Annotated in this window: 10 protein-coding genes; 1 reads left to right on the top strand and 9 read right to left on the bottom strand. The window is 37.9% G+C overall.

Translation table 11 applies throughout. The features are described 5' to 3' along the window. Positions 1 to 609: 609 nt before the first annotated feature. The 4 genes from JOC86_RS22045 to JOC86_RS22030 all read right to left on the bottom strand — a co-directional run bounded on the left by JOC86_RS22045 (position 610) and on the right by JOC86_RS22030 (position 2,947). Positions 610 to 1,137, bottom strand: coding sequence for a cupin domain-containing protein (locus JOC86_RS22045; RefSeq protein WP_205175224.1), 528 nt, complete (start codon positions 1,135 to 1,137; stop codon positions 610 to 612). 57 nt (positions 1,138 to 1,194) lie between these two features. After that, positions 1,195 to 1,416 (bottom strand): hypothetical protein, encoded by a 222-nt coding sequence (locus tag JOC86_RS22040; RefSeq protein ID WP_205175215.1) that lies wholly within the window; start codon positions 1,414 to 1,416, stop codon positions 1,195 to 1,197. 34 nt (positions 1,417 to 1,450) lie between these two features. Beyond that, complete coding sequence (locus tag JOC86_RS22035) at positions 1,451 to 1,909, bottom strand: SRPBCC family protein (protein WP_205175213.1); 459 nt, start codon at positions 1,907 to 1,909, stop codon at positions 1,451 to 1,453. A 72-nt stretch (positions 1,910 to 1,981) separates the two neighbouring features. Further along, positions 1,982 to 2,947, bottom strand: coding sequence for a helix-turn-helix transcriptional regulator (locus JOC86_RS22030; protein WP_205175205.1), 966 nt, complete (start codon positions 2,945 to 2,947; stop codon positions 1,982 to 1,984). 262 nt (positions 2,948 to 3,209) lie between these two features. Here JOC86_RS22030 and JOC86_RS22025 point away from each other — a divergent pair, with 262 nt between their 5' ends. Beyond that, positions 3,210 to 3,428 carry a hypothetical protein gene (locus JOC86_RS22025; protein ID WP_205175196.1) on the top strand — a complete coding sequence of 73 codons (219 nt, stop codon included), beginning with the start codon at positions 3,210 to 3,212 and terminating at the stop codon, positions 3,426 to 3,428. Between the two features lie 66 nt (positions 3,429 to 3,494). Here JOC86_RS22025 and JOC86_RS22020 read toward each other — a convergent pair whose 3' ends face one another. The 5 genes from JOC86_RS22020 to JOC86_RS25095 form a co-directional block, all read right to left on the bottom strand. Then, complete coding sequence (locus tag JOC86_RS22020) at positions 3,495 to 4,574, bottom strand: nitric oxide synthase oxygenase (protein ID WP_205175194.1); 1,080 nt, start codon at positions 4,572 to 4,574, stop codon at positions 3,495 to 3,497. 517 nt (positions 4,575 to 5,091) lie between these two features. Continuing rightward, a complete protein-coding gene (abc-f, locus tag JOC86_RS22015) occupies positions 5,092 to 6,966 on the bottom strand; it encodes a ribosomal protection-like ABC-F family protein (RefSeq protein ID WP_205175192.1) in 1,875 nt (624 codons plus the stop codon). A 238-nt stretch (positions 6,967 to 7,204) separates the two neighbouring features. Beyond that, positions 7,205 to 7,324 carry an RAxF-45 family protein gene (locus JOC86_RS25230; RefSeq protein WP_338021802.1) on the bottom strand — a complete coding sequence of 40 codons (120 nt, stop codon included), beginning with the start codon at positions 7,322 to 7,324 and terminating at the stop codon, positions 7,205 to 7,207. 246 nt (positions 7,325 to 7,570) lie between these two features. Next, entirely contained in the window at positions 7,571 to 8,809 is a 1,239-nt protein-coding gene (locus JOC86_RS22010; protein ID WP_205175190.1) for a helix-turn-helix domain-containing protein, read from the bottom strand. A 238-nt stretch (positions 8,810 to 9,047) separates the two neighbouring features. After that, positions 9,048 to 13,148, bottom strand: a complete 4,101-nt coding sequence (locus JOC86_RS25095) for a S8 family serine peptidase (RefSeq protein ID WP_205175188.1) — start codon at positions 13,146 to 13,148, stop codon at positions 9,048 to 9,050. Positions 13,149 to 13,327: the final 179 nt, after the last annotated feature.

Here is a 13,327-nt window from a genome sequence, read left to right as displayed (position 1 = left end):
CATAGGGGTCCGTCACTCCCAAATATTACTCAATTAAGCAACATGACCTACACGCCTCATTCAAAAGTCGCTCTTTCATGGGAGGGACTGACACCACGTTTTTAGGTATAAGCACTCACTCAACCAAAGCAGGAATGCCAAAACGTAGAAACTCCCTCATAAAAAGCCCATGAAACTCTCACACTTCAAAACCAATCAAATCGATCACGGGGTTCAGCACCATCTCTTTAAAAGCATAGGGGTCCGTCACTCCCAAAAAATACTCAATAAAGCAACATGACCTACACAACTCATTTATAAGTCACTCTTTAATGGGAGGGACTGACACCACGCTTTTAGGTATAAGCACTCACTCCAACCGAAGCAGGAACGCCAAAACGTAGAAACACCCTCATATAAAAAGCCTATGAAACTCTCACTCTTCAAAATTACTCAAATCGATCACGAGGTTCAGCAATTTCCCTTTAAAAGCATAGGGGTCCGTCACTCCCAAAAAATACTCAATAAAGCAACATGACCTACACGCCTTATTCAAAAGTCGCTCTTTGATGGGAGGGACTGACACCACGTTTTTAGGTATAAGCACTCACTCAAACAATCAAAAATACATCAAACCCTTAACCCAAACCATTTCCCTAAACTTGCCAATCCCCCAAACAATACTACTTGAACGAATTTTGGAGGACCTTTAATATATCCATCCATACTCGCCCATACCATTCCTAACCAAAATGGATTGGAAGGGATTCCTTTTTTATTCAATTTCCCTTCAGATTCTAGTTTGTGAATGAGCTCAAACATCTTTCTATGCTGACCAGGGGGGCGAATTTCATGAATGGCGACTAGTCCATTCTCACTAATATTCCAAAACTGATGGATCTCTTGCGGATGAATTGAAATCGTTTCTCCCTTTGATACAATACTCTCTTTACCATCCACTAGGAATTTCATTTTCCCCTTATTTATCGTGAAGGACTCCGTAAGGACTGGGTGCCAATGGGGACCATTCATCGCGCCTTGCTTCCATATTCTGTGTTCCACTAATAGATAGTCTCCTTTTTCGTCCACTCCCGTTTCAAGAAAAGTGACCGTCCTTCCATCAGGATGCTTCAGAGTATTAGTTTGGTTCTTCACCATCTCATTCTCCCTACCTTTGAATTTTCTTTGACTCCTAAAAGCTTCAAGTAGAATTTTCTATTTTAGAAAGGAACAATATGTGTTCTTCGGCCTTCTGCTAGTCCTAGTTCTGGGAATACTAGTCGCTCTTCCTGTTTTATCGATCGCTTGCTTAATTTTATCAGCCGAACCTTTGAATTTATCGGTCGTTTGATCTATTTTATCGATCAAAACCACTGGTATATCGACCATTCGACAAATTCCGACCATCCCTTCTCCATGCTTTAAGATATAAAACATCCATCTCCATTAATAAATAGATATGTTGCAACCTCTATCCCATATCACCAAAATCAAGCTTTTTCCCTGTTTCTACTACTGTTTTTATATTACTTAATATCATCCACCAAGCCTTGCCGCTATTTTCATAATGAGGATCTCCTTCCTTCCATTGGTCATGAATAAGGGTGAGCTTTGTACATGCATCAATAGGTTCAAGCAGATAGGAAATTCTCGACTCTTTTCCTTGCTCCCCACTCGTATACGATTTTCCAACATAGTGGGTGAAACGAAGGACCCGCTTCGGTTCATACTCTAATACGGTCCCATAAACATGGATGGTTTCATCACCATCTGCTCCTGGTCCCACGTATTCCAAAGCGTCTCCCACTTGAAATGTAGATTTGATGACACTCCCATGAAAAACCTGTTTCGTTCCTTCCGGAGAGGTCAATGTATCCCATACTCTTTCAGGTGTTCCCGCAATATAAAATTCATACTTCAATTCCTTCATGAACAATCCCTCCTAAAAATTAGTAACAAATTCATCATAAACAAACTCCACTGACATATACGGTCAGTGGAGTTAAAAGTTTTTATAATGTTCTACTAAACCAGAAGCGACATCTACCAATTTTTCTTTTAAAAAGGACGGTTCAAGGATGGTAATGGATTTTCCATATGGAAGAAGAAAGTACGGGACGAAGGTGCGAATAGAATGCTCATCCAGCTTAAAACTGGCTTGGTTCTTCGTTCGATCTATTAGGGCATGTCCAAATAGCCAATGCTGACAAAGTTCATCAAGGGCATGCATCTTACCTTGTACGCACACAGGTATAAGTTTTTCTTGTTCGTTAGAATTTGGCAGTAATCCACTTAGGAAGAATGTACGTGCAGAGAAGTTCAAAGGTCTTTTAAAAGTAAGCTCCGTTCGCGATAATTTCACAATACGATCGACACGAAAACTTCGGATTTCAAGCCGCAGCTGGCAATAGGCAACCACATACCATTTCCCTTTCCAATAAACAAGTCCATAAGGATCTATCTTCCGTGATTGGCTTACACTCTCATTCCCTTTTGTATACTCCATTAAGAGTGAATGGCCTTCAGCCACGGACACTTCTATTTCCTTAAGGGTGGACTCCAAAGAATGATTAACGGGTGCCTGAATCACATCAAATCCTGACAGATGCTTATTGATCCGTTCCAACTGCTCAGGATTTGTATACATTTTCAACTTAGATACAGCCCCTTCCAAAACCTCACTGAAAGGGTATCCAGCCTCCTTTGCAAATCTTGCTGCATGGATCAGTGCCTTTTGTTCATCGTGATCAAAAAATAAAGGGGCTTCAACAAACTCATGAAGCAAACTGTACCCGCCGTTATGACCGGCATCCGCTATTATAGGAACCCCACTTGCACATAAAGTATCAATATACCGGTAAACTGTACGGATATTAATCTCCAATTTTTCAGCAAGCTGCTTTGCCGTTATTTTATTACCAGTCTTGAGCAGCCACAGAATAGAAAGCATATTGACAGCTTTAGTCATATTTTTTATATTCCTTTCCCAAAATAATCCTCTCATTTTTATTGTGTATGAATGGGTTACAATAGGCAAGCCTCTATATACAAAAAAATAGGCAGATTCACTTGATGAATCTGCCTGTCCATTAAAGATGAAAGGAGTTACTTCACACTACTACAATATGGCATTTACCGAATTGTGCTTGTACTCTTATCCATTTTTTATAAAAATAAGAGAATGAACTCTTGCCCATCTACACAAACTTCAACCAAGGGTGGTGGTTCATTTGAACGAAGAACAAATAGAAGATCTTTTTGACTTTTATGGATACGCTGATTTGTATAAACGCTTCAAAACACCGCTTTTTGTGAGCGGATTATTTGAAGATGTGGAAGCCGAGCAGGTGGAGAATTTTTTTGATCATTTTTCATTTGATGACCGCCAGCCGATTTTTAATGAGTTTCGCTATTGGTTTCAAGTCTTTCTTGTAACAAATAAACATTAAGGGTTGTTGAATAGAAAAAAAGAAAATTGGCTCAACCCCAATTCCCTTTTTATCAATATACCAACATTAATAAGGAGGATTCTGATAATAATAGTTGGGTGATACCCACTTATTATCATATTCTTTATGAAAAATAGGTGTTGTTGCCGGGGATACTGGCGGTATAAGCCAAGTCCAGTCACCTGTTAATTCTCTTCCACATTGCTTTTCATTTTGCTCAAAAACTTTAAACTGCTGTGCAGCAGTGTGGTGATCGACAATGCCTACCCCTTGTTCTTTAAAGGAGTGAAGAACTGCTAAATTCAGCTCAATAAGGGCTTTATCCTTCCAGAGAGTTGATGCTTTTGATGAATCCAGTCCCATACAGCTAGCGATTTTCGGAAGCATATGATAACGATCCTCATCCGCTAAGTTCCTAGCTCCAATTTCGGTTCCCATATACCAACCGTTGAATGGTGCCGCTTTATAAGAAATCCCACCAATTTCTAATCGCATATCTGATATAACCGGAACACCATACCATTTTAATTGTAAATCTTTAAACCAACTAAAATCAGGATGCCTCAACTCTACCTCGATAACAAGATTACGTTTTATTTCTCTCCATTGAGGTGCATTGTCCCCAATCTGTATCACCCAAGGAAGTAAATCAAACTCTGTTTTAGGAGTCTTCCAGCCTAACTCAATGCATTTTTTAGTAAAAGCAAGCGAAGCAGAATCTCCTTTTATACCATTCTCTTCAGAATAGCCAGCATATCTTAGCAGCTGATGATTCCAAATTCTAATATTCTCTTGATTAGGGTAATCTTGTTTAAAAATTGTAATCGTCGGACGAATTTTTCCGCCATTGGTAGCATAGGATAGATGTCGTTCAAGCGCATCAAAAATCTCATCCTCCGTCCTAGCAGCCCGTTCATCCACAACATGAAGAGTATTCCAAAAAAGCCTGCCGATACAGCGGTTACTATTTCTCCACGCCATTTTCGCACCATGCTCTAATTCTTCAAGTGTATGCTCATAATAGCCCTTTGCCAATATCTCTTGTTCTATTTGAACGAACCTCTCATCAATCAAATTTTGCGGCTTTGAAAGCTCGTGATAACATATTTCAATAAATCGCTTTGCTTCATCCAAAAGAGTACTCATCGTATACTTCCTCTCTAAATCCTGTTCCAATACTATTTGTCAGTATAACACCGTTTTGTGCTCTTGGACTTGGCATTTTTGAATATGTAATGAAGGAATCACTTATTAGTTAAATTGTGTATGTTTTACTCGTAATTTTGCAAAAAGTAGTTCAAAATATTTATAAGGAACGTTGATAGAATGAATTTCTAAGAGCATAATTCAAAAGGAATGAATGAGAAAATACTAACATGGATAAATCATCTGCTAAGGTAAAATGCTTATTAGAAGACCATTTAATGTTGTTTTTGATCGTTCGGGAATAAAAAAATACTCTGCTTTTCCCTAGCAAACTAATTTATTGATTAGAGATGATAGCGATTTTTATTAGTCTTCCACAAATGTATGCTTCAATGGAGATTACAATTGTCTTAAAATCAACTTAAAAAGGATATCAAAGTCAATGTGATTTGATATCCTTTTTACTATGTTATTTTAATTTTTGTTTACAAAATCATCATCCTTTAACTAAAGCCTATTAAATATAATCCTCCAATATTCTATATCTCTCGTCCCTCTCTAGTTCTTTCCTTTGCTTAAGCTCATACCATTTTTGAAGCTCATCAAGATCAGATTCAACTGATAGTTTTTCATCAATAGAATAAATTTCTGCCTCGATTTGTTCTAGTTCCGTCTCTATTTCTTCCAAAGTTTCAATGATAGCCTTTGGGGAAGTATTTTTTTCTTTGTTACCTTCTCTTTTAACTTTAGCTACTTCCTGAGATGGGGTCAATTTCATCATCTTTTCTTTTGCCCATGAATAATTTCCTTCAAAAAAGTGAAGGGAGCGATTATGGATCCAATAGGTTTTCTCAAACAGCTTATTTAGGAAATAGCGATCATGTGAGACAGCAACAATCGTACCATTAAACCCATCTAATGCATCCTCCAGCACTTCCCTTGAATCAATATCTAAGTGATTTGTGGGTTCGTCTAAAAGAAGAAGATTAATATCCTGGTGCATCAGTTGAGCTAATCTTAACCTCATTTTTTCCCCACCACTCAGTTGACCTACTTTACGGAACACGCTGGCACCGTAGAATAAGAAGCCAGCGAGAATATGCCTTGCTTCTCCTTCTGCCACCCGTACCTCTTCTCGAAAGGCATCAATTAGCCTCATTTCTGGATTAGAAGCTGAAAAATGCTGAGACAAATAGCCAATTTTCACACTGCTTCCTATTTTGACAACACCTGTACTTGGCTCTAACTGATTCAGTAGCAGCTTGATAATCGTGGATTTTCCAGTACCGTTATCCCCGACAATCGCCACCCTTTCTTTGTAGCGGACAAGCATATTAACCTCATTAAACAATGAATTTCCATTAAATGAATGATGGACATTCTCAAGAACACAAACCATGTTTCCACTTCTGTTACTTTCTTCAAATTCAAGTCCCATTTTCTTGCGTTCGAGGATAGGACGTTTAATTTTCACCATACGGTCAAGCGCTCTCTCCATATTTCGTGCACGTTTATGAAGCCCTTCATTCGGAGGGTTCGCTTGATTTGCCCACTCTTTTAGCCGTTTAATGGCTTCTTTCATTTTTTTAATCTTCTTTTGCTGCTCTTGATAAGCTTGGAATTCTTGAAGAAGTTTTTCCTCTTTTTGCTTTACAAACATTGAATAATTTGTATGATATAGTTCCGCTTCTCCATCCTCTAAGTCCATGATTTTTGTGACGACATTATCGAGGAAATAGCGATCATGGGAAATAATCATGACGGTTCCGCGGTATTCTTTCAAAAATTCCTCCAACCATTCAACTGCTCCAATATCAAGGTGGTTTGTCGGTTCATCAAGTAAAAGAAAATCAGGTTCTTTCAGGAGGATAAATCCCAAACAAATTTTTGTTTGCTCTCCACCGCTAAGTTGCTGAAATGATTTTTCCAACAGCTCTTGAATGTTAAGTCCATTAGCCACCCTTGCAATATTTGCCTCGATTTCATACCCACCCGATTGAGTGAATACATCTTGCAGCTTTCCATACTCCTGCAGCTGCTTCTCTAAAATGGTTGTATCCCCATTAGCCATTTCTATCTCTAATTCTTTTAGGCGTTTAGCTTTTTGGTTCAGCTCAGCATAGGCGGATTGAAGAACATCCAACCCTGTTGTTCCTTCTTTAAACTGAGGGATCTGTGCAAGGTATCCTACTTTCGCTCCTTTTTTAGTGTGAATTTGGCCCTCATCTGGTGTATCGACACCGGCCAACAATTTGAAAACAGTTGTTTTCCCGCTTCCATTCCGACCGACAAATCCAAGGCGGTCTCCTTCATGAATCTCAAAAGATAAATCGTCAAAAATTTTATGCCCGCCGTACATTTTGCTAATATGTTGAACACTACAAAGAATCATTGTCCTCTTTCCTTTCGTTTTCGAAATATATGGAGGTAAGAGGGTCTCACTATTCTTTTTCAAAAAAAGGTTGACCAAAGGAAGCTAGAACCATACCTTGAATAATCAAAGTGATCCTAGATCCTAATAGGTCAACCTACATTCAAAAGCTACATACACAAAAAGAGAGCATACGGATGCTCTCTTCCTAATGATCTATTATGAAAGCTAGGAACCTGAGACCTCTTACCGTTCTGTTCTATATGAATTTGCTAAAAAAGGGCATACGTATCCCGTTGAAAGCAAAACCATGAAAAATTGCACGGCAAATGTAAATATATTCTAAAAACTGACCATGCAATCCTACAGAACGATTCATCTCAATTCCCACCTCCATAAAATACTGATTAATATATTTATTATATAATTATTCTGAAATTTTATGCAAGGGAAACTGAAAATATTTAGATGAATAATGATTACGCTTACCAAGTATAGTAGAGAATTCCAATTCTTCTTTTTGATTTCCCTTCCAGCTAAATGAAGCTGGGACTTGTTTTCAAAAATCATGCAACTGCTGATATTTTTGTTTTTTAACTTAGGGATTAACAAGACACTTTTACTTTTAGCTTTTGTTAACAAACCTACTTGCATATTTTAATGCTTTCTCTTTATTCCCTTGGTCTAAGTAATGCTGAAACATCGATTTTTCATAAGTAAGTAATTGTTGATATTTTCCGCTTTCTTCTAGTAAAGGGATAATTTTCTCTTCAATAAACTCAAAATATAACTCTTTTTTATTTTTTTGTAACAAACTGAGCATTTGGAAGAATAGTAAACTGCTTTGATCTTGTATTTTTTCTGCGTTTTTCCTACCCAGCTCTATTAAATCAGCTAGCTTCGCATCTTCACCATTCTTTTCAAGTTGAAGACTGCAAAAAACAAATCCAATTAAATTATTTAAATATTTATGTGTCTTGGTTTCAGGTTCCATTAGCTCTAATGTCTTTTTATAGTACACTGTAGCCCTATTATAATCTCCGGCAAAGGAATACTCATAAGCTAAGTTACTTAATAAAACCGCCTTTTTGGGTGTCTCATTTATCATATCGCATTGTACGATAAGTTTATTGTACCTGCCTACAAGATCCTCAAAATCCCAAAACTCATTTCTTCCTTCACTTATTAATTTGACCGTTTCTGCATCAATAACTCTTTTAAAGTTATTCGTTTTTCTAAAATAATCAAGAGCTAATTCACTATAATGGTAGGCCTTCACTTTAAATTGAAGATTTAGATACGCAATCGCAATTTGGTAATAAAATTCATTATTTAAATACTCTTTTTCGTTGATTTGAAGAAGGTATTCTAGTGCTTTTTTGAATCGTCCTTTAATAATCTCTGTCATTCCTAAAAGATGGTGAAGTAAATGAAGCTCATAGGAGCCTAATTCTTTACGTTGATGATTCATTTCACTTAATCTTCTTTCCGCTTGCTTTAAGTCTCCTTTTAGAAGATAGTATCTGGCCTGTAATAAAAAATATTTATTTTGTATCGGTTGGATCAAAAATAGAGAATTTTTCTCAATGGCTTCCTTTAAGCGTTCCACTTCACTTTCTTGCTGCATTACCATACTGTCATGCCATTCGTCGAGTAACCGCTCATATTTCTGCAGTGATTGCAGCTCACTTTCAAGATTGATTCCTAATCTTCTGCTCAATAAATCCATAATTTCAGAAGAGTATTGAGTAATACCACGCTCAATTTTGCTTACATGTGAAACAGAGCAAATTCCTTTTCCGAGTTCTTCTTGTGTCAGTTCATTTTTTTCCCTATAAAATTTAACGAGTGTTCCTAGACTCATCGTATTCACTCCTAGCTGTATCAACTATTAGAATTCAGCTTTGTGCTTTTTATTATCATATCTTTTATTCATATGGAGAAAAAGAGTTTTTTGAATACTTTTATCTGTTTGATAGCAAAAAGAACGATTATCAGCGTGTATGTTTGAAAGATACTACAACAAAGAAAGGTAGCCCCTTTTGGTCTACCTTTCTTTGTTATATTTATGTTAAATCTTGTAGGTGATGAAAAGAAAAGCTTTAAGGCGTGATTCCTAGATCCTTTTTAATCGTGTCGATGGTCTTCCCGTTTGCTTCTGATTGAGGATCTGGTGTATCAAGAACAAAATCATTTTCACTCAGGTAATACTTTTCAAGCAGTTTAAAGTCTTTTTTATCGGTCGTGCCATCAAAGTTAATGTCTGTGTTTCTATAGTCCGTACCCCAATGCTTTTCTACTAAGATGGCATCATGGATATCAATTGCATTATCTTTGTTGATATCTCCTGGTTTCGATACTGCTGTCCTATAGCCAATAGATTCCCCTATATCGATGCCGCCTTCATTACGTCCGACTTCAAGCGGTGTAAAGGTCGTATAATGTCCAGGTATATCGATGACTACCGTATACTTCGTCTCTGTTAACGGTAATTTATCAAAATACACTCGTCCATTGGACTCGAGTCTTCCAGGATAAGAATTTCCTTTCGCATCTTCCACACTGATTGCTGCTCCTACTTCTGTATAATCTCTGCTGTAATCAAACTTTCCTGCATCAGTTAGTAACCCTTCAGCACCTAAAAATCCTGCATCCACTTTTGAGAACATCGGATAGATTGGATGAGCACCTATTTTGGTTGTCAAACGAGAGCTTCCATTAACCTGCATGGTACTGTTGCTGAATATTGGTGCATATACGGGCCTGAATTCATCTGCATTCGTATCGACTGTCATTTCAAATAGTGCAACATCTCCAGATACACCTTCACCAGGGATTGAAATATCAATCACTGATTTTGTTGTTCCCGGCTTTGTGGTTGTGTCAACCAATTCTGATCCTTCCGGAAGGCCGTCGGCGAGTTTGAAGTTCACCGGTTCATCCAGATATTTGTCGCTATAATAGAAGTTCATTGAAAAGTCATGCGCTTTTTCCAGGTTGTTGGCGTAGAAGGTATAAGTGATTTTATCTCCCATTTTGTACGATTCTTTATCCGGTTGGGCAAACACATATTGGGCTCCTTCTCTAGCATAATAAACGACCTTTGGAACTGCGGTGTTACCTGCATAATCTGCTCCTAAGTATTGAATCTGTGTAAAGTTTCCAAAAATATTTATTTCTTTCGAGAACTTTCCATTCTCATCGACATCCAATCGATAATTTGGTCCGCTTGGTCCGTACCACAAATGGCTATCTGCTTGCGTTAGCGGGATGCCTGCGGATTGTGCCGCTTTCATTTCGTTATCGATCATGGTTCCTGAGACAGTAACTGTATTCTGACCTTCAGGCAGCTCCACAATCGGAAGATCACCTGCTGGGATAGCGTTCGTATCGTCATACATCACTGTTGGAGCGCCATTTTCAAGGCTGATCATTGATGACTTCTCATATTGCTTCCCGTCTTTTGCTGTTCCGATCATTTTCACTTCATAGATTCCGTCTTCAGCTCTGACCTTTGTATAACTGATTGGTTTCTTTTCATGTCCTGTAAATGGATAATAATAGCCTGCGAAACCATCATCAAGATAATAATCGTAATCGATGGCTGCTCCAGTTGCGTCAACCCCTAAAATCCACCCTAACTCTTCTTTTGTCTCCGGATTCACCAATACCCAATCAAGTCTTTCCATTGGAGAATTTAATTTGAAATCGAGATCTGTCGCTTTTCTGCTGTAAGGATTTGTCACACGATTTGTCGAAATACTTGGTGTATAGACTTTAAAGTAGCCTATTCCTTCTTCTACAACTTTCGCTCCGAATGGAATACGATAGCTATCTTTTGGATCCTTTTTATTTTCAAAGTAAATATACCCTTCATACGTACCTTTCTTGGCTGTTTTTGGAATAGTAAGGAATGCATTGAAACGTTCTTCTTTGTTCTTTTTCACTTTAATAGACTTAGGAACATTTAGTTTTACACCATTTTTCTTTGCATCTAAAGATCCTGATGCTGATGCTCCAACATTATACTCTACCGAAACATTATATTTTTTGTTTTCTTTACTTGTATTTGAGATTGAAAGATTTGTCGTTTTAATAATATTTTCATTATCCATCGGTATGAAGCCATAGCTTAGGCCACCGGTTCGTTCTGGAATAATGGTTTCCTCGCCATTTTCAATATATGGTGTCTCATCAAGAACGGAAATGACCGTGTCAGAATGGATCGCTTGCATCGGATCAACTCGACCAGCTCCTACTTCATATACGCTATATTGATTTTTTAACGGATCAGCCGTATTCATTAAGACTGATTTAATCTCACTCGGTGTATAGTCCGGATGTGCTTGAAGTAGCAATGCGGCAATTCCAGCCACTTGCGGCGAAGCCATCGACGTTCCTGATAATCGTTGGTAGGCATAAGAATAGTCTGACTGGTCTTCTTTATTTTGTATATAGGATGGAACTGTTGAAAGAATATTGACACCAGGTGCTGTCACTTCTGGCTTAATATCATACAATGTTCCTGAAGGTCCTTTTGAACTAAAATAAGCAAGCTCATCCCCACTAATTTCCGCTTTCCCTACCTCTCCAAGAGTGATAGTAGGAGTTCCTGTGTGAAAAAGTTCTTTAACCGCTAAACCATCTTTGTTCGATAATGAAAAAGTTGGGATATTGTCATTGCTTTCTCCCAAGTAGTGAGGAATATGACCTTCTTCTGCATTATTATTATAAATGATGACCCCAGCTGCACCGTTTTGCTTCGCATATTTCATTTTATCAATGAGAGCGTGGGACCCACGAACAACAAAAGCAATCTTTCCATTTACATCTTTGTCCTTATAATCAGCTAATCCTCCTTCTCCCACTTCAACGATTTCAAACGTTTCACCCTTCAGGTTACTAAAATCATCCGTCCATTTTTGCGTCATTAATTGCAAGTTTCCACTTAGTTCTTGTCCCTCAATTGAGAACTTGCTTTCATAGGTTGTAACATAAGAGGAAGCAGAACTGGCACCAACTGTTAAAGCAAGTGCAGCGGCACCAGGTGATCCCAATGTACTATTTCCAAGTTCTCCAGTGTTTCCAGCCGCAACAACGGCTGTAACTCCGCTTAATACAGCGTTATCTACCGCTAAGCTGGAGGCATCAAGCGGGTTGTTAGTCGATGCTCCTAAAGATAGATTAATAACATCCATCCCATCGGCAACGGCACGATCAACTCCTGCAATCACTGCGCTATTTGATCCGCTTCCGTATTTTCCTAATACTCGATATGCATGCAATTCCGCATCAGGTGCTACTCCGATCACTTTGTAATCAGAATCATTTTCCGCTTGACCTACAATGGTTCCTGATACATGCGTACCATGTTCTGTGTAATAGGTACTGCCTTGATTCGTTTCTGGATATCCAGACTTTTTCCACTCCTCATAAGTCGTTTCCATTGGATCGTCATCATTGTCAACGAAATCATATCCACCTTTATAGGCCTCTTTTAAATCAGGATGGTTGTAATCGACTCCTGTATCAATGACTCCAACCTTAACTCCTTCTCCTGTAAACCCTTCTTTATGTAATTTATCAATGTTTAAAAAAGGAATACTGTCGACTTTAGTGGTTGATCCTTCTTCTTCTTTTGTTTTTGTTTTCGGTGGAGGAGTAAGCTGTACTTCTAGTTCGCTATAAACAGCTTTAACAACTTCTGATTCTAGTAGATTCTCAATTTCATTGGCAGGTAGTGTTAATGCCACTCCGTTTAAAGCATTTTTATACGTATATTTGATTTTATAATCTTCTTTACTAGATTTCTTCTTTTCCCCTATTTTGGCTTGTAAATCCTTTTTAAATTTTTCATGAGATTCCTCTACCTTTTTCTTTGCTTTTTCGAGGGAAATCTTCTCACCCTTAAGTGATTTTTGAATTTGTTCCGTCTTTGCTGGAAGCTGATCGAATTCGACAATGACGGTCACTTCTTCTTTACTCGTTAAATCAATGTCTCTTGATAATTGGAGTCCCCTCAACGTTCGATTCGCTTCTAGTTTTTGCAATGCTTCACGCTGTTCTTTTGACAGACTAGCTAAAATATTCATTGCGTTTGATTTCGTTTCTGCATGTCCATTAGTTTGATAGCCCATCGGTGCAACAGCACCTAAAAGTAGACCAAGACTTAATGCAATTTTTGGATACTTTCTGTTTTTCATTTGTCCATCCCCTTCTCTTATCTTTCTATTATTAATTATATTGTCGAATAGATAGTCTGTCATTGGGGGGAATTCACTTAAATTTATATGGAATATTAAGGGGTTTTAAGAGTTTTTAAGTTTGAATAACGAAGAAAAATCACTCTTTTCTGCAAATACCTAATTCTAAATTATCATGC

This window comes from Rossellomorea pakistanensis, from assembly GCF_016908495.1.
In the GTDB taxonomy this organism is placed as follows: domain Bacteria; phylum Bacillota; class Bacilli; order Bacillales; family Bacillaceae_B; genus Rossellomorea; species Rossellomorea pakistanensis.
This window is presented reverse-complemented; position numbering and strand designations above follow the sequence as displayed.

What these genes read in the sequence shown, in the direction of transcription:
- JOC86_RS22030 (WP_205175205.1), bottom strand. Translation starts at nt 2,947, where the DNA reads ATGACTAAAGCTGTCAATATGCTTTCTATTCTGTGGCTGCTCAAGACT.
- JOC86_RS22020 (WP_205175194.1), bottom strand. Translation starts at nt 4,574, where the DNA reads ATGAGTACTCTTTTGGATGAAGCAAAGCGATTTATTGAAATATGTTAT.
- JOC86_RS22010 (WP_205175190.1), bottom strand. Translation starts at nt 8,809, where the DNA reads ATGAGTCTAGGAACACTCGTTAAATTTTATAGGGAAAAAAATGAACTG.
- JOC86_RS25095 (WP_205175188.1), bottom strand. Translation starts at nt 13,148, where the DNA reads ATGAAAAACAGAAAGTATCCAAAAATTGCATTAAGTCTTGGTCTACTT.
- JOC86_RS25230 (WP_338021802.1), bottom strand. Translation starts at nt 7,324, where the DNA reads ATGAATCGTTCTGTAGGATTGCATGGTCAGTTTTTAGAATATATTTAC.
- JOC86_RS22040 (WP_205175215.1), bottom strand. Translation starts at nt 1,416, where the DNA reads ATGTTTTATATCTTAAAGCATGGAGAAGGGATGGTCGGAATTTGTCGA.
- abc-f (WP_205175192.1), bottom strand. Translation starts at nt 6,966, where the DNA reads ATGATTCTTTGTAGTGTTCAACATATTAGCAAAATGTACGGCGGGCAT.
- JOC86_RS22045 (WP_205175224.1), bottom strand. Translation starts at nt 1,137, where the DNA reads ATGGTGAAGAACCAAACTAATACTCTGAAGCATCCTGATGGAAGGACG.
- JOC86_RS22035 (WP_205175213.1), bottom strand. Translation starts at nt 1,909, where the DNA reads ATGAAGGAATTGAAGTATGAATTTTATATTGCGGGAACACCTGAAAGA.